This window comes from Rhizobium sp. WYCCWR 11152 (assembly GCF_013087615.1).
GTDB classification, from domain to species: Bacteria; Pseudomonadota; Alphaproteobacteria; order Rhizobiales; family Rhizobiaceae; genus Rhizobium; species Rhizobium indicum.
On record NZ_JABFCP010000008.1, the window covers coordinates 798,555 to 821,460 of the forward strand.

The 22,906-nt window shown below is 60.8% G+C and carries 23 protein-coding genes and 1 tRNA gene; 9 read left to right on the forward strand and 15 right to left on the reverse strand.

Annotated features, from left to right (window positions below):
- Window positions 1–31: 31 nt before the first annotated feature.
- From G9X67_RS13745 to G9X67_RS13765, 5 genes are all read right to left on the reverse strand, one after another.
- Window positions 32–982 carry an ABC transporter permease gene (locus tag G9X67_RS13745; protein WP_138329746.1) on the reverse strand — a complete coding sequence of 317 codons (951 nt, stop codon included), beginning with the start codon at window positions 980–982 and terminating at the stop codon, window positions 32–34.
- Window positions 979–1,932: an ABC transporter permease gene (locus tag G9X67_RS13750; RefSeq protein ID WP_138329748.1), complete on the reverse strand. Its 954-nt coding sequence runs from the start codon at window positions 1,930–1,932 to the stop codon at window positions 979–981. The genes G9X67_RS13745 and G9X67_RS13750 overlap by 4 nt, the downstream gene beginning before the upstream one ends.
- A gap of 4 nt (window positions 1,933–1,936) precedes the next feature.
- Window positions 1,937–2,881, reverse strand: coding sequence for an ABC transporter ATP-binding protein (locus G9X67_RS13755; protein WP_171598872.1), 945 nt, complete (start codon window positions 2,879–2,881; stop codon window positions 1,937–1,939).
- Complete coding sequence (locus G9X67_RS13760; protein WP_171598873.1) at window positions 2,878–3,891, reverse strand: ABC transporter ATP-binding protein; 1,014 nt, start codon at window positions 3,889–3,891, stop codon at window positions 2,878–2,880. The genes G9X67_RS13755 and G9X67_RS13760 overlap by 4 nt, the downstream gene beginning before the upstream one ends.
- 99 nt (window positions 3,892–3,990) lie before the next feature.
- Window positions 3,991–5,352, reverse strand: coding sequence for a CapA family protein (locus G9X67_RS13765; RefSeq protein ID WP_171598874.1), 1,362 nt, complete (start codon window positions 5,350–5,352; stop codon window positions 3,991–3,993).
- Between the two features lie 357 nt (window positions 5,353–5,709).
- On the opposite strand from G9X67_RS13765, the gene G9X67_RS13770 reads away from it, so the two are divergent.
- A tRNA-Glu gene (locus G9X67_RS13770) sits at window positions 5,710–5,784 on the forward strand.
- Between the two features lie 49 nt (window positions 5,785–5,833).
- Here the strand turns inward: G9X67_RS13770 and recJ are convergent.
- The 5 genes from recJ to G9X67_RS13795 form a co-directional block, all read right to left on the reverse strand.
- Window positions 5,834–7,636 (reverse strand): single-stranded-DNA-specific exonuclease RecJ, encoded by a 1,803-nt coding sequence (gene recJ / locus G9X67_RS13775; protein WP_171598875.1) that lies wholly within the window; start codon window positions 7,634–7,636, stop codon window positions 5,834–5,836.
- Between the two features lie 79 nt (window positions 7,637–7,715).
- Complete coding sequence (locus G9X67_RS13780; RefSeq protein WP_171598876.1) at window positions 7,716–7,973, reverse strand: hypothetical protein; 258 nt, start codon at window positions 7,971–7,973, stop codon at window positions 7,716–7,718.
- Between the two features lie 161 nt (window positions 7,974–8,134).
- On the reverse strand, window positions 8,135–9,460 hold the full coding sequence (locus G9X67_RS13785) for a homoserine dehydrogenase (protein ID WP_171598877.1): 1,326 nt from the start codon (window positions 9,458–9,460) through the stop codon (window positions 8,135–8,137).
- A 61-nt stretch (window positions 9,461–9,521) separates the two neighbouring features.
- On the reverse strand, window positions 9,522–10,751 hold the full coding sequence (locus tag G9X67_RS13790) for an LL-diaminopimelate aminotransferase (RefSeq protein WP_312883788.1): 1,230 nt from the start codon (window positions 10,749–10,751) through the stop codon (window positions 9,522–9,524).
- Window positions 10,752–10,961: 210 nt separating this feature from the next.
- On the reverse strand, window positions 10,962–11,375 hold the full coding sequence (locus tag G9X67_RS13795; protein WP_138329761.1) for a hypothetical protein: 414 nt from the start codon (window positions 11,373–11,375) through the stop codon (window positions 10,962–10,964).
- Window positions 11,376–11,525: 150 nt separating this feature from the next.
- Between G9X67_RS13795 and phaC the strand changes: the two genes are divergently transcribed.
- Together phaC and G9X67_RS13805 are read left to right on the forward strand one after the other, a co-directional pair.
- On the forward strand, window positions 11,526–13,361 hold the full coding sequence (gene phaC, locus G9X67_RS13800) for a class I poly(R)-hydroxyalkanoic acid synthase (RefSeq protein WP_246705415.1): 1,836 nt from the start codon (window positions 11,526–11,528) through the stop codon (window positions 13,359–13,361).
- A gap of 207 nt (window positions 13,362–13,568) precedes the next feature.
- Window positions 13,569–14,909 carry a DUF2778 domain-containing protein gene (locus tag G9X67_RS13805; protein ID WP_171598878.1) on the forward strand — a complete coding sequence of 447 codons (1,341 nt, stop codon included), beginning with the start codon at window positions 13,569–13,571 and terminating at the stop codon, window positions 14,907–14,909.
- Between the two features lie 20 nt (window positions 14,910–14,929).
- Here the strand turns inward: G9X67_RS13805 and G9X67_RS13810 are convergent, their stop codons facing one another.
- The gene (locus G9X67_RS13810) at window positions 14,930–16,087 is read right to left on the reverse strand and encodes an aminotransferase class I/II-fold pyridoxal phosphate-dependent enzyme (RefSeq protein ID WP_171598879.1); all 1,158 of its coding nucleotides are present in this window, start codon (window positions 16,085–16,087) and stop codon (window positions 14,930–14,932) included.
- Between the two features lie 211 nt (window positions 16,088–16,298).
- Between G9X67_RS13810 and G9X67_RS13815 the strand changes: the two genes are divergently transcribed.
- The 5 genes from G9X67_RS13815 (at window position 16,299) to aat (ending at window position 20,120) form a co-directional block, all read left to right on the forward strand.
- On the forward strand, window positions 16,299–17,057 hold the full coding sequence (locus G9X67_RS13815) for a DsbA family protein (RefSeq protein WP_025394372.1): 759 nt from the start codon (window positions 16,299–16,301) through the stop codon (window positions 17,055–17,057).
- A 161-nt stretch (window positions 17,058–17,218) separates the two neighbouring features.
- Entirely contained in the window at window positions 17,219–17,656 is a 438-nt protein-coding gene (gene aroQ / locus G9X67_RS13820; RefSeq protein WP_138329766.1) for a type II 3-dehydroquinate dehydratase, read from the forward strand.
- Window positions 17,657–17,676: 20 nt separating this feature from the next.
- Window positions 17,677–18,138 (forward strand): acetyl-CoA carboxylase biotin carboxyl carrier protein, encoded by a 462-nt coding sequence (gene accB, locus G9X67_RS13825; protein ID WP_003558968.1) that lies wholly within the window; start codon window positions 17,677–17,679, stop codon window positions 18,136–18,138.
- 4 nt (window positions 18,139–18,142) lie between these two features.
- Window positions 18,143–19,498 carry an acetyl-CoA carboxylase biotin carboxylase subunit gene (gene accC, locus G9X67_RS13830; RefSeq protein WP_171598880.1) on the forward strand — a complete coding sequence of 452 codons (1,356 nt, stop codon included), beginning with the start codon at window positions 18,143–18,145 and terminating at the stop codon, window positions 19,496–19,498.
- A gap of 7 nt (window positions 19,499–19,505) precedes the next feature.
- On the forward strand, window positions 19,506–20,120 hold the full coding sequence (aat, locus tag G9X67_RS13835) for a leucyl/phenylalanyl-tRNA--protein transferase (protein ID WP_171598881.1): 615 nt from the start codon (window positions 19,506–19,508) through the stop codon (window positions 20,118–20,120).
- A gap of 112 nt (window positions 20,121–20,232) precedes the next feature.
- On the opposite strand, the gene G9X67_RS13840 is transcribed toward aat, so the two are convergent.
- From G9X67_RS13840 to G9X67_RS13850, 3 genes are all read right to left on the reverse strand, one after another.
- Window positions 20,233–20,667: a DUF2155 domain-containing protein gene (locus G9X67_RS13840; protein ID WP_171598882.1), complete on the reverse strand. Its 435-nt coding sequence runs from the start codon at window positions 20,665–20,667 to the stop codon at window positions 20,233–20,235.
- A gap of 115 nt (window positions 20,668–20,782) precedes the next feature.
- Window positions 20,783–21,181 (reverse strand): NADH:ubiquinone oxidoreductase subunit NDUFA12, encoded by a 399-nt coding sequence (locus G9X67_RS13845; RefSeq protein ID WP_171598883.1) that lies wholly within the window; start codon window positions 21,179–21,181, stop codon window positions 20,783–20,785.
- 103 nt (window positions 21,182–21,284) lie between these two features.
- On the reverse strand, window positions 21,285–21,749 hold the full coding sequence (locus tag G9X67_RS13850) for a GNAT family N-acetyltransferase (RefSeq protein ID WP_171598884.1): 465 nt from the start codon (window positions 21,747–21,749) through the stop codon (window positions 21,285–21,287).
- A 58-nt stretch (window positions 21,750–21,807) separates the two neighbouring features.
- Here G9X67_RS13850 and G9X67_RS13855 point away from each other — a divergent pair, with 58 nt between their 5' ends.
- A complete protein-coding gene (locus G9X67_RS13855; protein WP_171598885.1) occupies window positions 21,808–22,407 on the forward strand; it encodes a hypothetical protein in 600 nt (199 codons plus the stop codon).
- Here G9X67_RS13855 and G9X67_RS13860 read toward each other — a convergent pair.
- Window positions 22,404–22,904, reverse strand: a complete 501-nt coding sequence (locus G9X67_RS13860) for a GNAT family N-acetyltransferase (protein ID WP_171598886.1) — start codon at window positions 22,902–22,904, stop codon at window positions 22,404–22,406. The two genes, G9X67_RS13855 and G9X67_RS13860, sit on opposite strands and share 4 nt — an antisense overlap.
- Between the last annotated feature and the right edge of the window lie 2 nt (window positions 22,905–22,906).

Genomic DNA, 22,906 nt, shown 5'->3' on the forward strand with positions numbered 1-22,906 from the left:
TATCCTCCATCAGACTTTGTTTTTGTTTTCTTCAGTGCGATCCCTTGCTCGTCTCCGAGCGAGGATCGAAGGCCGAGCGAACGCCATCGCCGACGAAATTGACCGCCATTACGGTGGTGAAGATCAGCAGGCCGGGATAGACGGCAAGCATCGGGGCCGAGATGATGAGCTGCTGCGCATTGGTCAGCATGTTCCCCCATGTCGGCGTTGGCGGAACGATGCCAAAGCCAAGGAAGCTCAGCGTCGATTCGAACAGGATGATGCGGCCGACCGACAAGGTCATCGCGACGATCAGAGGTGTGGCGATGTTCGGCAAAATGTGGACGAAAATGTTATATCGACCCTTGGCTCCGCTGACACTTGCTGCCCTGATGTAATCGACATCGCGTAACGTGATGGTGCCGGCCCTGGCTATTCTGGCGATCGTCGTCCAGTCGACGAGAGCGATGATGATGACGATCCTCAAGAAGACGGCGGCAGGCGACGTCGCCGCAGCCTGGCTGAGGCCGAGTTTCGTCAGATCGACGGCGCCCAGGACGATCAGCACCGGGATGAGCGGCAGAGCGATGATGCAATCCGTCATCCGCATGAGCACGTTGTCGAACCTGCCGCCGATGTAGCCCGCAGTGACGCCGATCCCGATGCCGATGATCCCGGTAATGAAGGTGGCGAGCAGACCGACGGCAATGGATACCTGGCCGCCATAGAGGAGCCGCAGCAGTACGTCGCGGCCAAGGTCGTCGGTGCCGAGCCAGTGCTGCGCTGACGGCGGCTTGAACCGGCGCAGGAGATTGGTGGCGTTGGCGTCTATTCCCGTCAAATAGGCGATAGGCCCGGCCATGGCGCAGGAAAGCATGAGAAGGACCACGAAAACCAGCGAGATCATCGCGAGCTTGTTGTCCCGGAAGCGCTGCCAGCGCTTGCTCCAGACCGAATTCGAGCTGGCGCCCGCTGGCGCCGTATCTGCGGTGACGATGCTCATTTCAGGGTAATCCTCGGGTCAAGCCACGCATAGGCGAGGTCGGCAAGAAGGCTTGAAAACAGGGTGACGATGGTCGCCAGCAGAAGGCCGACGAGCGCCAGATTGAAGTCGATGTTGCTGATCGCGTCGTAGATGACTTTGCCCATACCCAGCATGCCGAAGATCGTCTCCACGACGAGCGCCCCTGAGAATAGCGAGCCGAAGCCGAGGGCAAGCACCGTCACCATCGGGATCAGAGCGTTGCGGAGCGCGTGACGCATGACGACAGCCGTTTCCGAAAGACCCTTGGCCCGCGCTGTCCGGACAAAGTCCGAATTGAGCGTCTCGATCATCGATGCTCTCACATATCGCACCAGCGGGCCGACATGGAAGAATGTCAGGACGACCACCGGCAGGATCATATGGACGATCTGTTCGCCGACCGGAGCGTCGCTCATCAAGGGCGTGCCGCTCGCCGGAAGCCAGCCGAGCTTGACTGAGAATACGATGATCAGAATGAGCGAGGTCCAGAACCCGGGCAACGAAATGCTGGCGAAGGCGATAAGACTGATGACGTTGTCCGTCCATCCGCCCGGCTTGCGGGCAGCCAGCGCACCGAGAAGCATCGCAAGCGGGATACTGATGATTTCGGTCGCGACGAGAAGCTTCGCGGTCTGAATCACGGCTGGCCAGAGGACGTCCAGGACCGGCTTGAAATAGACGCTGGAATAGCCGAGATCGCCATGAAGCGCCTGGTAAAGCCAGTGACCATAGCGGGCAAAAAGCGGCTGATCCATTCCGTAGAGCGCCCGCATCTGCGCCATCGTCTCCGGCGTCAGCGATGGATTACCCTCCAGCATGGTCTCGACAGGGTCGCCAGGCATGAGCCCGATCAGGACGAACAGCAGAAGCGACATCACAAGAGTGACGAGGACTGCCTGGAGGAGACGTGAAATCGTATATCTCAACATCGGCTCAATCCTTGAAATGACAGGCGGAAAGTTGCGTGGGCCGGCCAGGTGCGGGCAGAAGCGCAGGTCTTTGGCTCTTGCAGATGTCCTGCGCCTTTAGACAACGGGTATGAAACACGCAGCCGGAGGGTGGGGCCAAGGGCGAAGGGATCTCGCCCCGAAGGATCTGTTCTTTCTTTCGTCGTCCCCGGCCGATGCGTGGAACGGCCGCCAGCAGGGCTTGGGTATAGGGGTGGCTGGGTGTCTGGAAGAGATCCTCCGAGGCCGCCACCTCCATCAACCGCCCGAGATAGAGAACGGCGACACGGTCCGCGAGGTGCCGCACGACGCCGAGATCGTGGCTGATGAACAGATAGCTGATGCCATGCTGCTTCTTGATGTCATCGAGCAGGTTGAGCACCTGGCTCTGGATCGAGACATCAAGGGCGGAAAGCGGCTCGTCGGCGACGATCATTTCCGGTTCGGCGATCAGGGCACGCGCAATCGCAATCCTTTGGCGCTGGCCGCCGGAGAACTGATGAGGATAGCGACGCGCCGCTTCCGGCGGCAGGCCGACCTGTCCTAAGACGTCGACTGCCCTGGCTTGCCGCTTGTCGGCCGGGACGCCCTTCAGCCTCAGCGGCTCTGCAACGATCTCTCCGACCACCATCCGCGGATCGAGCGCGGAAAACGGGTCCTGGAAGATGACTTGCACCGGTGTGTGTCCTTCGCCGCCCGGCCTGGCGCTGTTGAACGTCACGGTCCCGGCGGTCTGCTTGCGCAATCCGGCCACGACATATCCAAGCGTCGACTTGCCGCTGCCGCTTTCGCCGACAAGCGCGAGTGTTTCACCCTTCAAGACGCTCAGCGATACGTCATTGACCGCTTGCAGCCAGACCGCTGGTTTTAGAAAACCGCCACCGATCGGAATATCGACGTTGATATGCTCGAGATTCAGGAGTTCGGTCATGGCTTAACCTTGTGGCAGGCGACCTTATGGCCGGGAGCGACTTCGAGAAGATCAGGCTCGATCTGTCGGCAGCCGTCGTCTGCAAAGGGACAGCGCCTGGCAAAACGGCAACCCGTCGTTATATCGGACGTGACGCGCCCAGGAATGACGTAGAGACGCTCTACCCGCTTGTCGGGATCCGGAAGCGTCTGAATCAGTCCCTGGGTGTAGGGATGAAGCGGATTGGCGAAGAGCTCGTCGGCGGGCGCATATTCAACGGCCGTGCCGGCATACATCACCATGATGGAGTCGGCGATCTCCGATATGACAGCGAGATTGTGGCTGATGAACTGGATCGACATCTGGGCGTCGTCCTGCAGCGTCAACATAAGATCGAGTATCTGCGCCTGGATCGTGACGTCGAGCGCGGTCGTCGGCTCGTCGGCGATCAGCAACTGCGGACGACAGGCCAGCGCCATCGCGATCATCGCACGCTGGCGCATGCCGCCAGAGAGCTGATGCGGATAGTCCTCCGCGCGCCGAGCCGGCGACGGGATTCCGACCTGCGCAAGCAGATCGACCGCGCGGCCATGCGCTGCGCCCTTGCGGAGCTTCTCATGCTTGACGAGAACCTCGGCGATCTGCCGTCCGACCGGCATTACCGGGTTCATGGCAGTCATCGGCTCCTGAAAGATCATCGCGATCTCGCGGCCGCGAACCTGCTGCCATTGGCGCTGCGTAAACTTTGCCAGATCCCGGCCATTGAAATCGATGGTGCCGTCGACCCTGCCACCGCCGGCAACAAGCCCGAGAAGAGCAAGCGACGTCATCGTCTTACCGCAGCCACTTTCGCCGACGATTCCCAAGGTTTTGCCGCGCGCTATGCTGTAGCTCAGACCTCGCACGATCTCGACAGCGCCGTGCGGACCTGGAAAGGAGACTTTCAGATCCTGGACGTCCAGCAAGGGCGCGGAGTTTTCGGTGGTCGACGCAGCTCCGTCACCAACGACAGCGCCGTTGACATGCAGCATTCGTCACCTCCCTTTCGAATGTCTGGCCCGTACCAGGCACAGTTCTTCTATTCGCGTGTGTTGCCCGCCGCGGCCTCCACCGCAGCAGGCGCATTCTCGTTACAGCTCGATAACGCCGACGCCGCTTCTGATTTCGATCTTCGTCCCGAAAGGTTCAGACAGGCGACGATAGCGGTCGATGATGCGCACGGCATCCTCTCCCTTGGCAACCATCGGCCGCCCTTCAGTATTGTGATGGTCGCCCTTGCCGGTGCGCCGGGTCTGTTTGACATCAGGCGAGGTGTCGCGCCCCATTTCGACCGGATGGAGCAGAATGCGTTTCAGCCTCTCCCCCTCCATATCGAGCTTGATGACGGCGGAACTCCACCAGGTGTCGGTGGGCGTATCAAGGCCGGGATGAAGTGGATGGGCGGCGGGCGTCAGCATTGCGAGACGGTCGACGTCATGTCCCCAGGCATCGTAGCTGTCATAAGGGACGCGCTGGATGAACTCGGATTGAGCAAAGAAGTTACCGATGCCGTAGAATATCGGTCTGCCATTGTAGATCTCGATGCCCAATGTCCGATGCCAGCCGTGGCCGATGTAGATATCGGCGCCGCCGTCGATGACGGCGTGAGCGAACTCCTTGACGAAGCCAGGCGGCGTATCGCCCCGCGGACCATCCGAGACGCTGAAATGATGCGCCACGATCACCAGGTCTGCCATGGAGCGCGCCTCGTGGACGGAACGAAGGTTGCGTTCGAGGTCGCGTTTGTGGCATCGGCTGATGACTTCGCAGCGGTCGCCCACGAAGAAGGATTCGGGATCGCCCCATTGCTGGGCGCCGGGAATTTGAACGCCGAAAGACCCCTCGCGGCCATGCTTCGGCTTCTTCATGAAATTGAACTTCTCGCCAAAGTCCTTGAGATTCCTGGCGGTCTGCTCGTCCACCATGAATTCAAAGGTGAGGCGTTGGGGATTGACGCCAGGGCGGCCGCGTAGCGCGCCCTTCGGCATGCCCGCCCACATGAAATGTTGATTGCCGGAACTTGTCGAGACGAGTGCGACACGTCCGTTTTTCTTGTCGACGTAGCCCGGCTCGCTGGCGAGCTCGAGATCCGCGCCGGTGCCGGCTGTGACGATGCCCGCGGCCCTCATGTGCTTCTTTGTCGCGATCAGACCTTCGGCTCCGAAATCGAAACTGTGGTTATGCGCGGTGGACATGATATCAAAGCCGGCCCACTTGAGATCCTTGGCAATCTCGGGATCCGCCATCATGAAACTTCCGATGCCTTGGCCGCGGGCCGGCCACTTGAGCTCGTCGTAGTCGGCGAAATTCATTTCCAAATGACCGTAAGTGACATCGGCGTCCTTAAGGACGTCCCAAACCTCGGTAAATTGAGGCTCGTCGTGCATGGCAAATGGGCGACACACCATGCACTCGCCCGCCAACGCCACTTTCCAGTTCCGTGTCGACACCATAAAACCTCCTGAGCCGACGAGACGCCGGCATAGAGAGCCTGCGTTCGTCTGACTGCCGTTCTCGAATTCGTGAGCGTGAAAATCTCCCAATGCGACATTTCTCACTCCCGTCGCATATCGAACATAGCACTCCGGGCAGCTATCACTAGTTTCGTCGATTGCCTTTCAGAAATGCCGTTTCGGCATATCTCTCCGTGCATCGATGCACGTCGTTGCCCAGCCTGTGCTGCGCGTCGGCGGTAAGCGGCGCCGTGATTTTCCACAGCCGAAATAAATCGGCGAAAACGATGATTTTTTCGCGCCTTGGCGCTTGCGGCCTTCGAAGGCGCTGACTATAAGGGCGCCACCACGAAGGAAGCGCCCTTCGTCTATCGGTTAGGACACCAGATTTTCATTCTGGGAAGAGGGGTTCGACTCCCCTAGGGCGTACCACTTTCTCTCCCTTGACACTTCCCATCGTCAGCGCTCTTGCGCGACCGCTCTATTTCGCCGGCGCTGCATCGCAGACGCGGAGCTGGATGCGGCGTGCGCCCTGGTAATGGTCGGCACCGAGCGAACCTGCGACATGCAGGCTGGCGCCGCGTGAATTGATGAGAAGATTGCCAAGCGGCGTATCGGCGGCGCGGAAGGCGATGCCATCGAGCCGCGATCCATCTATCGCCTCCAGCGTCACCTTCACATGTTTCTCGCCGACCAGGCGGGCATCGCGCAGACGATGCGCCGGCACGGCAAAGAGCGGCTGTGCGTGGCCAGAGCCATAGGGTCCGGCGGCCTCCAGGCGGTCGATGAGTTCGAGGGTGGCGCCGCTTGCGCCGATCGCGCCGTCGATCTTCAGCGTTTCGTTGGCGACGAGGCTGGCCACCGTCCTCTCGGCCTTCTCCGTGAAGAAGGTCCTCAGCCTGCCGAGATCGGCGCGCTCGACCGTGAGACCCGCGGCCATGGCGTGGCCGCCGCCCTTGACGAGCAGCCCCTCGTCGACAGCAGCCCGGACCATCCTGCCCATGTCGAATCCGTTGATGGAGCGGCCCGAGCCGGTGCCGCGGCCGGAGGGATCGAAGGCGATCGCGAAAGCCGGCCGTTTGAATTTTTCCTTCAGCCGCGCCGCGATCAGCCCGACGATGCCGGGATGCCATTTCTCATGGGCGGTAACGATGACGGAGGCGCCCTCGCCGTCGCCATATTCGGCAAGTGCCTCGGCTTCGGCCTCCTGCAGCATGATCGCCTCCATCGCCTGGCGTTCGCGATTGAGCTCGTCCAGGCGCTGCGCGATCACATCAGCCTCTCCGGCGTCATCAAGCGTTAGCAGCCGGCTTCCGAGCGCCGCGTCGCCGATCCGCCCGCCGGCATTGATGCGCGGGCCGATTAGGAAGCCGAAATGATAGGGTGTCACTGGGCCGGCGAGCCCCGCCTTGCGGAACAGTGCGGCAAGCCCGGCATTGCTCTGGTGGCGGGCAGCGACCAGCCCCTTCACCACATAGGCGCGGTTGAGGCCCTTCAGCGGCACGACATCGCAGACCGTCGCAAGAGCCACGATATCCAGCCATTGCAGCAGGTCGATCGCCAGGATGCGCTTGTTGCCGGCCGCGCGCAGCAGCCGGAGCGTCGCGACCAGCACCATGAAGACGACGCCAGCCGCGCAAAGATGCCCCTGCCCCGAGAGATCGTCCTCGCGGTTCGGGTTGACCAGCGCATGGCAGGGCGGCAGCTCATGTGTAACCTGGTGGTGATCGATGACGACGACATCGATATTGCGCGCGGCAGCGGCGGCCAGCGCCTCGTGGCTGGTGGAGCCGCAATCGACGGTGACGATCAGCTGAGCGCCGTTATCGATCAACTGATTGATCGCCGCCGGATTGGGGCCGTAACCTTCGAAGACTCGGTCGGGGATATAGATGGTCGCCCTGACGCCAAAATGGCTGAGAAAGCGGAACATCAGTGCCGAGGAGGCTGCGCCGTCGACGTCGTAGTCGCCGAAGATAGCGACGCTCTCGCCGCGCTCGATCGCGCGCAGGAGGCGGGTCGCGGCCTTTTCGCAATCGGTCAGCCTATGGGGATCGGGCATCAGGCTGCGGATCGTCGGGTCGAGGAATTCGATCGCCTCGTCTACCGTCACGCCGCGCCCGGCGAGCACCCGGGCGATCAGATCCGGCAGTCCGTGGATCTGCGACATGGCCAGCGCGCGGTTCTGCCCTGCCTGATCGAGCCGCGGGACCCAGCGATTGTCGAGCGCGGATTTCTCCACGCCGAGAAACGCGCGCTGTACGGGGTCGACGAGATCTGCCATGCCACACTCCGCTGACTTCATCTGCTCTTCTACAGGAGCAGCGGAGATAACATAGCGATGGATTTGCAGACACGGATTTTTACCAGAATACCGCCCAGACGATCAGGGCGGTGCCGGTTATCTGCACGAGAATGACGGAAAACAGGGTAAGAAGAATGGCCCAGTTGCGGCCTTCAGGGCTTTCGTCGTCATCAGGGGCCTCGCTGGAGGCCCCGGGGATTTGGTAACGAACCACATCATGGTCCGTTTCGCGAACTTCCTCAAACACATCAGGATGATCGGGAGGTTCTTCTTCCGAACGACCATACCCCTTCCCGGCATGGCTGTCCTTGTTCACGAAATTCTCCAAAGCCGGCGACTCCCTCTCCCGGCTTATTTATATCAATGTTTCGGTATCTGTTAATATAAGTTTTCGTGAGATCGGTTAAACAGGCATAAAAAAACCCGCCCTGCGTGCACAGAGCGGGTCAGCTATCCCGGATTGTGGCAAAAAAGAGGTCAGCCTTCCTCTTTCGGCCGCTCGATGCGAATCACCTGCGGCTCGCCGAAGAGGTAACCTTCCGACTTGATCGAGGCGACCGCCTTGCGCACTGACTCTTCCATCGTCGCATGGGTGACGAGAATGATCGTCTGGTGGTGCGATGGCGCCAGGTGCTGCTTGGAGCGCTGGACGATCGATTCCAGCGAGATGTTGTTTTCGGCCATGCGGGTTGCGACGCTGGCAAAGACGCCGGTGCGGTCGAGCACGGTCAGGCGGATGAAATAGCCGCCCTCGTGGCTCTGCATCTGCGCCTTGCGGTAGGGCTCCAGCGTCGCTGCGGGATGGCCGAGCACCGGCACGCGCTGGGCGCCTGGCTGGCTCTTGGCGATATCGGCGATATCGCCAAGCACCGACGAGGCCGTGGCGTTGCCGCCGGCGCCAGGGCCGACCATCAGCAGTTCGCCGAGCACGTCGGATTCGATCGCCACCGCATTGGTGACGCCGTCGACCTGGGCGATGACCGAATCGACCGGCACCATTGTGGGATGGACGCGCTGCTCGATGCCGGTATCGGTGCGCTGAGCAACGCCCAAGAGCTTGATGCGATAACCGAGCTCGGCAGCGGCGTGGATATCCTCGATCGAAATGTTGGTGATGCCTTCGAGATAGATGTCGTCGGCCGCGATCTGATTGCCGAAGGCGAGCGTCGTCAGGATGGAAAGCTTGTGGGCCGTGTCGTTGCCCTCGATATCGAAGGCCGGATCGGCCTCGGCATAACCCAGCCGCTGCGCTTCCTTCAGGCATTCGGCGAAGGAAAGCCCCTCCTTCTCCATCTTGGTCAGGATATAATTGCAGGTGCCGTTCATGATGCCATAGATGCGCGAGACGGAATTGCCCGTCAGCGATTCACGCAGCGCCTTGATGACCGGGATGCCGCCGGCGACTGCCGCCTCGAAGTTCAGCAGCGACCCCTTCTCCTCGGCGATCGTCGCAAGCTCGACGCCGTGATAGGCAAGCAGCGCCTTGTTGGCTGTCACCACATGGAGACCACGCTGGAGTGCAGCGCGCACGGAGACGTTGGCAGCCCCTTCGGCGCCGCCCATCAGTTCGACGAAGACGTCGATATCGCCTTTTTCGGCAAGCTCTTCCGGCCGGTCGAACCAGGTAACAGTGGAAAGATCGATGCCGCGGTCCCTCGCCCTGTCACGTGCCGAGACGGCCGTGATGGTGATCGGACGCCCGCAGGTAACGGCAAGCTCGTTGCTTTTCTGCTGAATGATGCGGACAAGCGAGGCGCCAACGGTGCCCAAGCCCGCAATGCCGATTTTGAGGGCATCTGCCATGGATCGATCCTGAAATGTCTGTGTGGCGGCAGCCGCATGACGCGGCTGCCCAACGGTTGGATTAGCGGTGTGCGTTCAGCGAGATGACGTTGTGCATCGTCTCGTCTGCGGTCGACATGAACTTCTTGATGTTGCGCGCAGCCTGGCGGATGCGGTGTTCGTTCTCGACAAGTGCCAGACGGACGTAGTCGTCGCCCATTTCGCCGAAGCCGATGCCCGGGGCAACGGCGACGTCGGCCTTCTCGACCAGCAGCTTGGAGAATTCTAGCGAACCGAGATGACGGAACTTTTCCGGGATCTTCGCCCAGGCGAACATCGTCGCAGCCGGCGGCGGCACGTCGAACCCGGCCTTGCCGAAGCTTTCGACCATGACGTCGCGACGGCGCTTATAGACGTTGCGGACTTCCGCAATGTCGGAGCCATCGCCGTTCAGCGCATGCGTCGCCGCCACCTGGATCGGCGTGAAGGCGCCGTAGTCGAGATAGGACTTGACGCGGGTGAGCGCCGCGATCAGCCGCTCGTTGCCGACGGCAAAGCCCATGCGCCAGCCGGGCATGGAGAAGGTTTTCGACATCGAGGTGAACTCGACGGTCACGTCCATCGCGCCCGGCACTTCGAGAACCGACGGCGGCGGGGCGCCGTCGAAGTAGATTTCCGAATAGGCAAGGTCGGAAAGCACGATGATGTCGTGCTTTTTCGCAAAGGCGATGACGTCCTTGTAGAAATCGAGCGTCGCGACATAGGCCGTCGGGTTCGAGGGATAATTGAGAACCAGCGCCAGCGGCTTCGGGATCGAATGCCGGACGGCACGCTCGAGCGGCTCGAAGAAGCTCGCATCCGGCTCCACCGACATGGAACGGATCACGCCGCCCGCCATCAGGAAGCCGAAGGCGTGGATCGGATAGGTAGGGTTCGGGCAGAGGATCACGTCGCCAGGCGCGGTGATTGCCTGCGCCATGTTGGCGAAGCCTTCCTTGGAGCCCAAGGTGGCAACCACCTGGGTATCCGGGTTGAGCTTGACGCCGAAACGGCGGGCATAATAGGCGGCCTGGGCGCGGCGCAGGCCCGGAATGCCCTTGGAGGAGGAATAACGGTGCGTGCGCGGATCCTGCACGACCTCGCACAGCTTGTCGACGATCGACTGGGGAGTGGGAAGGTCGGGGTTTCCCATGCCGAGATCGATGATATCGGCGCCGCCCGCTCGCGCGCTTGCCTTCAAACGGTTGACCTGTTCGAAAACATAAGGCGGCAAACGCCGGACTTTGTGAAACTCTTCCATCTCATTCCCCATGGAAAGGCGGCATTTCGGGCCGCAGTCGAAGTTCGTTCCGTCTCCCGGCGGCTGCGACACGAACTTCAGAATCGCAACGCCGTATTCATCAGACCCAAGCGACGCGGCGAATCTTTGACGGAAAGGCCGCGTAACGCGCATTATCAGGAAAATTGCATCTTCCGATCCATTCGGAATGGCTTTGCGTCCAAATTGCCTGAAAGGCAAGGTCTATTTGGAGATTTCCGAGAGCGTATCAGTGCCGTGCTCGGCGGCCAGACGCCGCATTTCGGCGACCTTGGCCTGATATTCGGCTTCCGAGATCGTGCCGGCCTTGCGCCGGGCGCCAAGTGCCGTCAGCTGATGCTGCAGTTCGGCCGCCTGCTCGTCGCTCATCTGGACATTGGCGGCGGTCAGCGGCGCGCCGAAATTCGGATAGCCGTCCGGGTATTTTGCAAGGCCGCCCTCGGCCGCCTCGCCCTTGGTGGCCGGCATGACGACGGCGGTCGGCGCCGCTCGTTTGGCGGCGGCTGCGGCTTTTTGTTCCGCCGTCAGATTGCATCCGGCAAGGGCCATCGCCGCCGCGGCGCAGATCAGTGCGGTGCGGTTGAAGGTTGCGATGCGCCGAATGCCGTTCTTCGTCATGCCTCAAAAATCCAGTTTTGACTGCTTCGACTGTTAAATTTGTCGCAGCCACAAAGCAATAGCATGAGCCGACGCGGGTGGAACTTGTTTTCTCGTTCGATCACGATGTACAACGAATGGATAAAAAGAGTGGTGCTGCCGCCGGAGGAAATGGTGACCGACAGCAAGCAGGAGAATGGCGGCAAGGCCGGCTTCGACGCGACCGATCTCGATCCCTATCTGTTGAAGGATCCTGAGGCCATGGCGATGAATTTCGCCCGGGCGCTCGAAAATCTCGGACAAGCAGCGTCTGCCTGGCTTGCGCCGCGCGAACGCGGCGAGATCAGCGAAAGCGCCGCCGATCCGATGACCGACATGGTCAAGACGCTTTCCAAGGTCACCGAATACTGGATTTCCGATCCGCGCCGCACCTTCGAGGCACAGACGCAGCTGATGTCCTCGTTCTTCGGCATCTGGATGCGCTCGATGCAGCGCATGCAGGGCGATCCCACGCCACCCGAGCCGGACACCCGCAAGGACAAGCGCTTTTCGGACGAGGACTGGCAGAAGAATCCGTTCTTCGATTTTCTCCGCCAGGTCTATTTCGTGACGACCGACTGGGTGGAAAAGATGGTGTCGGAGACCGAGGGCCTCGACGAGCACACCAAACACAAGGCCGGCTTCTACGTGAAGCAGATCACGGCAGCGCTTTCGCCGACCAACTTCATCGCCACCAATCCGCAGCTCTACCGCGAGACGATCGCGACCAGCGGCGCCAATCTGGTGCGCGGGATGAAGATGCTGGCCGAGGATATCGCCGCCGGACATGGCGACCTTCGCCTTCGCCAGACCGACATGACGAAATTCGCCGTCGGCCGCGACATGGCGCTGACGCCAGGCAAGGTGATCGCCCAGAACGACATTTGCCAGATCATCCAGTACGAGGCTTCGACCGAAACGGTGCTGAAGCGGCCGCTGTTGATCTGCCCGCCCTGGATCAACAAGTTCTATATTCTCGACCTCAATCCGCAAAAATCCTTCATCAAATGGTGTGTCGACCAGGGTCAGACGGTCTTCGTCATTTCCTGGGTCAACCCGGATGCGCGCCACGCCGACAAGGACTGGGCGGCCTATGCCCGCGAGGGCATCGATTTCGCGCTTGATACAATCGAGAAGGCGACCGGCGAGAAGGACATCAACACCGTCGGCTACTGCGTCGGCGGCACGCTGCTTGCCGCGACACTGGCGCTGCATGCCAAGGAGAAGAACAAGCGCATCAAAACCGCGACACTCTTCACCACCCAGGTCGACTTCACCCATGCCGGCGACCTCAAGGTCTTCGTCGACGAGGAGCAGCTTGAATCGCTCGAAGAGCATATGCAGGCGGCCGGCTATCTGGACGGCACGAAGATGTCGATGGCCTTCAACATGTTGCGCGCCTCCGAGTTGATCTGGCCTTATTTCGTCAACAACTACCTCAAGGGCCAGGATCCCCTGCCCTTCGACCTGTTGTTCTGGAACGCCGATTCGACCCGCATGGCAGCGGCAAACCATGCCTTCTACCTGCGCAATTGCTATCTCAAGAATGCGCTGACGCGGAACGAGATGATCCTCGACGGCAAATCCGTGTCGCTGAAGGACGTCAAGATCCCGATCTATAATCTCGCCACCCGCGAGGATCACATCGCACCGGCCAAGTCCGTCTTCCTCGGCAGCCGGTTCTTCGGCGGCAAGGTGGAATTCGTGGTGACCGGCTCCGGACACATCGCCGGCGTCGTCAATCCGCCCGACAGGAAGAAGTATCAATTCTGGACGGGCGGCCCCGCCAAGGGAGACTACGAGACCTGGCTCGAGCACGCGACCGAGACGCCGGGATCATGGTGGCCGCATTGGCAAGCCTGGATCGAGACGCATGACGGCAGACGCGTGCCGGCCCGCAAACCTGGCGGCGATGCGTTGAACGCAATCGAGGAAGCGCCGGGAAGTTATGTGATGGAGCGCGCCTGAGAAGGCCCAACACATCTCTTTTTGAGACGTCGAGAGACAGAGCGACGCCGCGTAAACAAATTAGAAACCATAATTCGTCATCCTTGCGAGACAGTCGGACGTCGTGGGTGGTCTAAATTCGGCCCATTTGCGCCTGTACCGGCCCCGGCGAAGTGTAGTCAGTCAGTGCCGCCGGCCTGCGTAGCGAGTTTGAAAGACGAGTGTAGTATGGCGTGTGCGGTCGGGACGTTCGATGACGTCACCCCTCTTGGCGGATCTGCTTTCCGTTGGCGCAGATCTCGCAGTTTCCTTTACGGTGTTGTCGGCGCCGGATTTCTGACCTCCACATGGCTGATCGCGACCTTCGCGACGATGCATTCGATAGCCGCTCCCTATTCTCCGTCCGATCGCCTGGCACAGCTCGGCGCTGCGCCGAAGGTGGCGCCTTCACCGCGCCATGAGAGGCTGATCCATGTCGGCAAGGCCGATCGGCTGGCCGCCTTCGATGCGAAGCCGAAGGCCCCGCTGACGGCGAGCCTCATTCAATCCCATGCCGAAAAGACCGCCGCCGCTGCAACGGCGCTTGCGGTTCTCGCCAAAAACAACCGGCTCGCCATGGCTGCCGAACAACCGGTCGTGGCGGCGATCTCCGACAGCGCCAAATTCCGCAAGGACGACGTGATCGCGGCGGCGCCGGTCGAGCTCGCCTCGGCAGAGACGGAAGAAGACGACGGTGACCGGATCATCGTCCCCTCGAAGGAGGCGGTTGCCGCAGCCAAACTCCCGACCCTGCTTGCTCTTGCCGATGCCGGATCCCGGCAAATCGCGCCGGCTCCGGTCGAGCCAACCGCATCTCCCCTCAAAACGGCCTCCATTCCCGCATCGGAACCAGCGCCGGTGGTCGTCGCCGCCGCGGAAGACGCGCCACCCTTCGATCTCGTGCTGGCGCCGGACGAAGGTTCGGTGCCGCTGCCGATGGCGCGTCCTGACGGACTCATCGGCAAACCGACACCGGCCTCCAAGGGTTCTGAGCGCTCTGCCGAGCCTGTGCTTGCCTACGCCCAGCCGAACTCGCCGATCGAGGATGACGAGGACGATGCAGTGCCGCGCTACGACAAGCCGGTCTTCTCGCCGAAGCTGCGCGCAGGCGTGGCGATCTACGATATCGAAAACAGCATCGTCTATCTGCCGAACGGCGAGCGGCTCGAGGCCCATTCCGGGCTCGGTAAGATGCGCGACAAACCGCGTTTCGCCAATAAGAAGATGCGCGGACCGACGCCGCCGCACACCTATGTTCTTACCATGCGCGAGAGCCTTTTCCACGGCGTCGAGGCGCTGCGGCTAACACCGATCGAGGGTTCGGACGCCATCTATGACCGTGTCGGTCTGCTCGCCCACACCTACATGCTCGGCAAGAACGGTGATTCCAACGGCTGCGTCTCCTTCAAGGATTACCGCCGCTTCCTCGCCGCCTACAAGCGCGGCGACATCAAGCAGCTCGTGGTGGTGCCGCGCCTGAACAACAAACCGACTTCGACGCTCGCCTCGCTGTTTTCGCGGCGCAGCTGAGCAATAAGCAACCGCGAGGGCTATTTCAGCCAAGCCGCGATTCGCTCCACCGCCTCGGCGATCTCCGCTTCTGAGCCCGCATAGGACAGACGCAGCGTTCGATGTCCCTCCAGCGGATCGAAGTCGAGACCGGGCGTTGCGGCGACGTCGATTTCCGCGAGCATGCGTTTGGCAAAGCCCATGCTGTCATTGGTGAAGCGTGTGACGTCGAGATAGGCGTAGAAAGCCCCGTCCATCGGCGAGGCGATCGAAAACCCGATCTGCGGCAGTCGTTGCATCAGCAAATCGCGGTTGGCGCCGTAACTGGCCTTGTAACGATCGAGCTCGGCGCCGGCGCTCAAAGCGGCCGTGGCGGCGATCTGGGAAAGCTCGGGCGGGGAAATATAGAGGCTCTGCGCTACCCGCTCGATCGGCCGAACCAGGCGCTCGGGAAGCACCATCCAGCCGATTCGCCAGCCGGTCATGCAATAATATTTAGAGAAGGAGTTGATGACGATCGCCTCGTCGGTCAGCTCCAGCGCACTCGCCTCCTCGCCGGCGAAGGTCAGCCCGTGGTAGATTTCATCGGAGATGAAAGCGATGGATTGGGCCGCGCAGTAATCCGAAAGCGCCTCCAGCCCCTCGCGGCCGGTCACCGTGCCAGTCGGATTGGCGGGGCTTGCAAGCAGCACGCCTTTCAGGCTCATGCCGCTTTCCTTCTGCGCCGCTTCGAGGCTTTGCGGCGTCAGGGTGAAGTGGGTCTCGGCCGTTACCGGCACTTCGAGGACCTTCAGGCCCAGCGCGCCGAGGATATTGCGATAGGCGGGATAACCGGGTCTTGCGATCGCCACCGCATCGCCGGCATCGAAGAGCGACAGGAAGGCGAGATTGAAGCCGGCCGAGGAACCTGTGGTGATGGCGATGCGCTTGGGATCAATCTCCAGGCCGTGGCGATCCTTGTAGTGCCAGGCGAGCGCCGATTTAAGCCGTGCCGTCCCCAGCGCATCGGTATAACCGATCCGACCTTCGGCAAGGGCTGCGCGCGCCGCTTCGAGGGCCGCTAGAGGCGCCGGATACGAAGGCTGGCCAACCGCCATCGAGATCACGGGATGGCCGGCCGCACGCCGCTTCGTCGCCTCCGCCAGGACGTCCATGGCGTGAAAAGGCTCGACTTCGCTGCGTTTCGATATGGAAAACAAGATCGTTTCTCGCTTAGCTTCTGCAATCACGGCCCGACAATTGCCGCATTAATCGGCTCATCACAATCCCGCGAGGGCCGCGCGGGGACGAAAAATTCTGGTTTGACCAGAACCGAACGCACCGTACCTTGACGCGACGCATTCAAGTCCATTAACCCGGCGACGGTCTTTTCGATGAAGAGACGACCATATCGCCGATGACGAGGATATCATGGCATTCTTCCCGAAGACCTTCACCGCACTGGCGCTTGCCGCATCGATCGCCCTTCCGCTTCCGGCGGCAGCGCTCGACGACCAGCAGAAGAAGGAGTTCGGCGAATTCATCAAGCAATACCTGATCGAGAACCCCGAGATCATGCTCGAAGTTCAGGATGCGCTGCAGAAGAAGCAGGAGGCCCAGCGGTCGGTTAAGGCCAATATGGCGATCGAAGAGAACGCCACCGACATCTTCGAATCGAAGAACGACGTCACGCTCGGCAATCCCAAGGGCGACGTCACTGTCGTCGAATTCTTCGATTATAATTGCAGCTACTGCCGCCATGCGCTTCCCGACATGCAGGCGATGCTGAAGAAGGACAAAAACGTCCGTTTCGTCCTCAAGGAATTCCCGATCCTCGGGCCGGATTCAGTCGCCGCCCACAAGGTGGCAGACGCCTTCCGCAAGCTCGCACCGGAGAAATATGCCGATTTCCACGTCGCCCTTCTCGGCACCGAAGGCCGCGCCTCCGACGAAACAGCGGTCGCGGTCGCCGCTTCGCTCGGCGTCAGTGAGGACAAGATCCGCGCCGAGATGGCAAAGAGCCCGAATGACGGTATAGTCCAGGCGACCTACCAGCTCGCCTCCAGTCTCGGCATCAGCGGCACGCCCTCCTATGTGATCGGCAGCGAACTGGTGCCCGGCGCCGTCGGGCTCGACGATCTCGAAGCCAAGGTCAAGAACATGCGCAGCTGCGGCAAGACCGCCTGCTGAGCAAACCAGTCGCCAGCCAGCAGCCCATCAAATCGCCAAAATCGAAGTGTTTCAACCATGTGGACAAATGTGGCACGATTGCCGCTGGCCAATCCGTAAGGGCTTTCATTCAGCCTTCGCGGAGTCTATAGGTTGCCGTCGTACATTTTACGGAACATTCGATGACGCAAACGATTTTTGTCCTGAACGGCCCCAACCTGAACATGCTGGGCAAACGAGAGCCCGGCATTTATGGCGGCAAGACGCTCAGGGACATCGAGGTAGATTGCAAGGCTGCAGGCCGCGAACTCGGCCTCGATATCGACTTCCGTCAGAGCAACCACGAAGGCACGCTCGTCGACTGGTTCCATGAGGCCGACGAAAAGGCCGTCGGCGTTGCCATCAATGCAGGCGCCTATACGCATACATCGGTCGCGCTGCATGATGCGATCCGCGCTATCTCCATTCCCGTCGTCGAGCTCCACATATCCAACGTGCATGCACGGGAAGAATTCCGCCACAAGTCGATGATCGCGCCGGCATGCGAAGGCGTGATCTGCGGCTTCGGGCCTCACAGCTACATCCTGGCGCTCCACGCGCTGAAGAACATCACGGCATAAGAATAAGACAGGGCAACACCATGGCTGAAAAGAAATCGGGTATCGACCAGGCACTGATCCGCGATCTCGCCAATATTCTCAACGAAACGGATCTGACGGAGATCGAGGTCGAGCAGGACGACCTGCGTATCCGCGTATCGCGTGCAGGCACGCCGCAATATGTTCAGGCGCCGATTGCGGCACCGGCCTTTGCCGCGCCCGCTGCGGCAGCCGCTGCCGCGCCAGCCGCAGCTCCCAGCCGCAACCCGGCCAATGTCGTCAATGCACCGATGGTGGGCACCGTCTATATGGCGCCGGCGCCGGGCGCGCGTCCCTTCATCGAAGTCGGCGCGACCGTCAAGGAAGGCCAGACGCTGATCATCATCGAAGCGATGAAGACAATGAACCAGATTCCCTCACCGAAGTCAGGCAAGGTGACCGAAATCCTCGTCGATGACGGACATCCCGTCGAATACGGCCAAGCCCTCGTCGTCATCGAATAGGCCGATGCCCATGATTTCGAAAATCCTCATCGCCAATCGCGGGGAAATCGCCCTTCGCGTGCTCCGGGCCTGCAAAGAGCTCGGCATCGCCTGCGTCGCGGTTCATTCCACCGCCGACGCCGATGCCATGCATGTGCGTCTTGCCGACGAAAGTGTCTGCATCGGCCCGCCCTCCTCGCGCGAGAGCTATCTCAACATCCACCAGATCGTCGCCGCCTGCGAGATCACCGGCGCCGACGCCGTGCATCCGGGCTATGGCTTTCTGTCGGAGAATGCCAAGTTCGCCGATATCCTCGAAGCCCACGGCATCACCTTCATCGGGCCGACGGCCGACCATATCCGCATCATGGGCGACAAGATCACCGCCAAGACGACGGCGCTGGAACTCGGCATTCCCGTCGTTCCAGGCTCGGACGGCGAAGTGAAGACCGAAGAGGATGCGGTGAAGACGGCCGCCGAAATCGGCTATCCCGTGCTGATCAAGGCAACGGCCGGCGGCGGCGGACGCGGCATGAAAGTCGCCAAGAGCGAGGCCGACGTGATTGAGGCCTGGTCGACGGCGCGCACGGAAGCGGCAGCCGCCTTCGGCAACGATGCAGTCTACATGGAAAAATATCTCGGCAAACCGCGCCACATCGAAATCCAGGTGTTCGGCGACGGCGAAGGCAATGCCATCCATCTCGGCGAGCGCGACTGCTCGCTGCAGCGGCGCCATCAGAAGGTCTGGGAAGAGGCGAATTCGCCGGCGCTCAACGTCGAGCAGCGCATGAAGATCGGCCAGATCTGCGCAGACGCCATGAAGAAGCTGAAATATCGCGGCGCCGGCACGATCGAATTCCTCTACGAAAACGGCGAGTTCTATTTCATCGAAATGAACACCCGCCTGCAAGTGGAGCATCCGATCACCGAAGCGATCACCGGCATCGACCTCGTGCACGAGCAGATCCGCGTCGCTTCCGGCGGCGGTCTCTCGGTGACGCAGGACGAAGTGCATTTTTCCGGTCACGCCATCGAATGCCGTATCAATGCCGAGCACCCGCGCACCTTCGTGCCTTCGCCCGGTACAATCACGCATTTCCACGCGCCGGGCGGCCTCGGCGTGCGCATCGATTCCGGTGCCTATCAGGGCTACAAGATCCCGCCTTATTACGACAGCCTCATCGGCAAGCTGATCGTGCACGGCCGTACCCGCGTCGAATGCATGATGCGCCTGCGCCGGGCGCTCGACGAATTCGTCGTCGACGGCATCAATACGACGCTGCCGCTGTTCCAGGATCTCGTCTCCAATCAGGATATCGCCAACGGCGACTACGACATCCACTGGCTGGAAGACTACCTCGCCAACACACCGGCGGCATAGGACAGGAATGGCAGGATCGCGCAGGAAGTCACCAGGCATAACCCCTGACATTCTCCTGCGCGCCTATTCCATCGGCCTCTTCCCGATGGCCGAATCCGCCGACGACCCGGAGATCTTCTGGGTCGAACCGGAACTGCGCGGCGTGCTGCCGTTCGACCATTTCCATGTGTCGAAAAGCCTTGCCAAGACGGTGCGCAAGAATCCCTTCGAGATCCGTTTCGATCACGCTTTCGATCAGGTCATCGCCGCCTGTGCGGAGGAGACGTCCGGGCGCCCGAGCACCTGGATCAACAGGACGATCAGATCGCTCTACTCGACGCTCTTCGACATGGGCCATGCCCATACCGTCGAAGCCTGGGAGAACGATGAATTGGTCGGCGGCCTCTACGGCGTCTCGCTCGGCTCGGCATTCTTCGGCGAAAGCATGTTTTCGCGCCGGACAGATGCCTCGAAGATCTGCCTCGTTCACTTGGTCGACCGGCTGCGGGAAAGGGGCTTCACCCTGCTCGACACCCAGTTCACCACCGAGCACCTGAAGACGTTCGGAGCGATCGACGTTCCGAAGGCCGATTACGCCGCGATGCTTGCTGCGGCGATGGAATCGCCGCACCTGGCTTTCTGACGATCATTATCCGACGGAGGTTTGATCGAGCGGGACGATCCTCCGAGATGATCCTGCGGATAGCACATGAGGATCAGGCGCATAGGGAGATGCCAGCCTAACGAAGATGCAGCTATTTCGCCTTGGCACCTTCAGGAGCCGGGACATCCGAGTTTGCCTTGCAATCCTTCAGCCAGACGTCATAGATCGGGTGCTCGACGGCGTTGAGGCCGGGGCTGGCGGCGAACATCCAGCCGGTGAAGATGCGGCGGATCTTGCGGTCGAGGGTGATCTCGTCGACCTCGACGAAACCGTCGATCTTCTGTGCCTCCGACTGGTCGCGCGAATAACAGGCCTTCGGTGTCACCTGCAGCGCACCGAACTGTACCGTCTCATTGACATAGACGTCGAAGGTCGTGATGCGGCCAGTGATCTTGTCGAGGCCGGAAAAGACGGCAACCGGATTTTCGATGCGTGCGGCATGTGCCGCAACTGGCGGAAGCAGGGCCGAGAGCGCCAGCAGCGATCCGGCGGCACGCAGGACCATGTTCCGCGTGAAGAGCTTCATATGTACCCGTCTCCAGACATTTTCAGTTCACGGCCGCGGTCAAGCGCGGCCAACCTGCGGGTAAAGGTCAATTGTGGCCAAAAGCCGGGTCTTGGGATCGCCCGGTCGAGCCGTCTCAGTTGCCCGGCGTCCAAGCATCGTAATCGCCTGTGACGCGCGGACGTTCGCCCGGAACGGCGATAGAGCCGGGCGGACGATAGGCCTGCGGCGAACCGGTATGGTTGGGCCGGTGTGGCTTCTGCCAATCCTTGGCGACGTAGCTCTCCTTGGACGGGGGAACATCGGTGCGATGATGCATCCAGCCATGCCAACCCGGCGGAATGGCGGAAGCTTCGGCATAACCCTTGTAGATCACCCAGCGCTTCGGCAGACCGTAGGAAGACATGCCGCCTTCATAGTAGACGTTGCCGAATTCATCCTCGCCGACGCGCTTGCCATAACGCCAGGTCGCAAAACGCGTGCCCATCGTCTGACCGTTCCACCAGGTAAAGGTCTGAACCAGAAGATTCCACATGTCTTTTCCTTGTGCCCGCCAGATGCGAGCCAAACCAGAATTCGTTTCCTCGCTTATGCCGTCGCCAAGCCGAATTGTCCAGCGATTCCGCGACAGTCACGGGTCATTTCAAAGCCATCTTGAAGCCCAGATGCGAGGGCTTGAAGCCCAGCCTTTCATAGAAACGATGGGCATCCTTGCGTACTGCGTTCGAGGTCAACGCTACCCGCCCGATACCGCGGCCTTTTGCCTCGGCAATGGCGAATTCGATCATCAGTCCGCCGACCCCCAGCCCGCGCATATCGGCGCGTGTCTGCACCGCCTCGATAATCATCGCCGAGGAGCCACGGCCAGTGAGCGAAGTCGTCACCATCGTCTGGAACGTACCGACGACCTCGGCGCCACGCTCTGCGACGTAAAGCGTCTGGTCGGGCGAGGCCTCGATGACGGCGAAGGCCCTGAGATAATCGGGAAAGGCTTCAGCTTCCGTGGTATCGCCGTGACCGCCGAGTGCATCGGCGGCAAACATCGCCACGAGTGCCGGCAGGTCGTCCTTGCGAGCTTCACGGATATTCAAATCTTGTGGCATCACACTTTTCTACCTATGTAAAAATCGGACGATGATTGTTGCGGAAGGAAAAAGACGGATGTTCTTGAGCGATATCCGTGAGATCGGATACTCCGCCAGGGATATTCGGCTTAGAATTGCACTATCAACACTGGTGATAATTGTCTTCGGCTTCTGGATTTTCGATAGGACATTGAATTCGTTTTTCCTGTCTCTCCTCTTTGGGCCGCCAATCGCGTACTACCTATTTTGCAATCTTTATGTCCTGATCTTTTCATCCAATAAGACGATCATTGCGATAGGCCCAAATGGCTTCAAAGATCTTCGGCTAATGCAAGAATTAATTCCGTGGCCGGCAGTCGCACGCATCGAGGCCGCGGCACCCACGCTGGCGCAAAGGATTTTGCGAACAATTTTTCTGGTTCTGGGCAACCTGTTGTCCGCATCGCCGGGAACGGACGCAGAAGGCACCGGAGATACAATCGCTGTCTGGTGCCGACCAGACGGCATTCAGGGTCGCAAACCGATGTTCTCACTATTCCGTACCGCACGTGCCACGAATGATCTTCGGCAACTGCGCATCGAAACGAGTGGTCTTACCGTCAGCAAGGAGCGCCTGATACAACTGCTCCAGACCTACCACACCCACCACAAGGCACTCAACGATACAGGCGTTTAACCCGCCAAGCGCTTCTCCAACACCAACGCCGGAATGCCGGATTGTCCGGCCCCGTCATTCTCGTTGCGACCGATCTCGGTGAAGCCATGCGTGCGATAGAAGGCGATCGCCGCGGCATTCTGCGGTTCGACTTCGAGGCGCATGATCTCCGCATCGGGAAAGCAAGTTTCGAGCTCGGCGAAGATATCGCGGCCGATACCCTGGCGCTGCAGCGCCGGCCGGACATAGAGGAGATGCAGCATGACCGTCTTCGTCAATTGCTGCGACATTGCCGCATAACCCATGCCGCCGATATTGCTGCCGTCATCGGCAACGAGGAATTCGGCATCCTTTCGCACCAGCCGCGTCTTCAGCGCCGCCGGCGAAAAGAGATGGACGATCAGATCCTCCACCTTGGCTCTGCCATGCAGGCCGTCATAGATGGCATGGAAGCTCTCCACCAAGAGGGCGCGCACCTTCTCCAGGTCGCGCTCACCGGCGGTGCGGACGAAATACACCG

Coding starts and splice junctions, on each gene's coding strand:
- G9X67_RS13745 (WP_138329746.1), bottom strand. CDS start 982: ATGAGCATCGTCACCGCAGATACGGCGCCAGCGGGCGCCAGCTCGAAT.
- G9X67_RS13750 (WP_138329748.1), bottom strand. CDS start 1,932: ATGTTGAGATATACGATTTCACGTCTCCTCCAGGCAGTCCTCGTCACT.
- G9X67_RS13755 (WP_171598872.1), bottom strand. CDS start 2,881: ATGACCGAACTCCTGAATCTCGAGCATATCAACGTCGATATTCCGATC.
- G9X67_RS13760 (WP_171598873.1), bottom strand. CDS start 3,891: ATGCTGCATGTCAACGGCGCTGTCGTTGGTGACGGAGCTGCGTCGACC.
- G9X67_RS13765 (WP_171598874.1), bottom strand. CDS start 5,352: ATGGTGTCGACACGGAACTGGAAAGTGGCGTTGGCGGGCGAGTGCATG.
- recJ (WP_171598875.1), bottom strand. CDS start 7,636: ATGGCAGATCTCGTCGACCCCGTACAGCGCGCGTTTCTCGGCGTGGAG.
- G9X67_RS13785 (WP_171598877.1), bottom strand. CDS start 9,460: ATGGCAGATGCCCTCAAAATCGGCATTGCGGGCTTGGGCACCGTTGGC.
- G9X67_RS13790 (WP_312883788.1), bottom strand. CDS start 10,751: ATGGGGAATGAGATGGAAGAGTTTCACAAAGTCCGGCGTTTGCCGCCT.
- G9X67_RS13795 (WP_138329761.1), bottom strand. CDS start 11,375: ATGACGAAGAACGGCATTCGGCGCATCGCAACCTTCAACCGCACCGCA.
- phaC (WP_246705415.1), top strand. CDS start 11,526: ATGGTGACCGACAGCAAGCAGGAGAATGGCGGCAAGGCCGGCTTCGAC.
- G9X67_RS13805 (WP_171598878.1), top strand. CDS start 13,569: ATGGCGTGTGCGGTCGGGACGTTCGATGACGTCACCCCTCTTGGCGGA.
- G9X67_RS13815 (WP_025394372.1), top strand. CDS start 16,299: ATGGCATTCTTCCCGAAGACCTTCACCGCACTGGCGCTTGCCGCATCG.
- aroQ (WP_138329766.1), top strand. CDS start 17,219: ATGACGCAAACGATTTTTGTCCTGAACGGCCCCAACCTGAACATGCTG.
- accB (WP_003558968.1), top strand. CDS start 17,677: ATGGCTGAAAAGAAATCGGGTATCGACCAGGCACTGATCCGCGATCTC.
- accC (WP_171598880.1), top strand. CDS start 18,143: ATGCCCATGATTTCGAAAATCCTCATCGCCAATCGCGGGGAAATCGCC.
- aat (WP_171598881.1), top strand. CDS start 19,506: ATGGCAGGATCGCGCAGGAAGTCACCAGGCATAACCCCTGACATTCTC.
- G9X67_RS13840 (WP_171598882.1), bottom strand. CDS start 20,667: ATGAAGCTCTTCACGCGGAACATGGTCCTGCGTGCCGCCGGATCGCTG.
- G9X67_RS13845 (WP_171598883.1), bottom strand. CDS start 21,181: ATGTGGAATCTTCTGGTTCAGACCTTTACCTGGTGGAACGGTCAGACG.
- G9X67_RS13850 (WP_171598884.1), bottom strand. CDS start 21,749: ATGCCACAAGATTTGAATATCCGTGAAGCTCGCAAGGACGACCTGCCG.
- G9X67_RS13855 (WP_171598885.1), top strand. CDS start 21,808: ATGTTCTTGAGCGATATCCGTGAGATCGGATACTCCGCCAGGGATATT.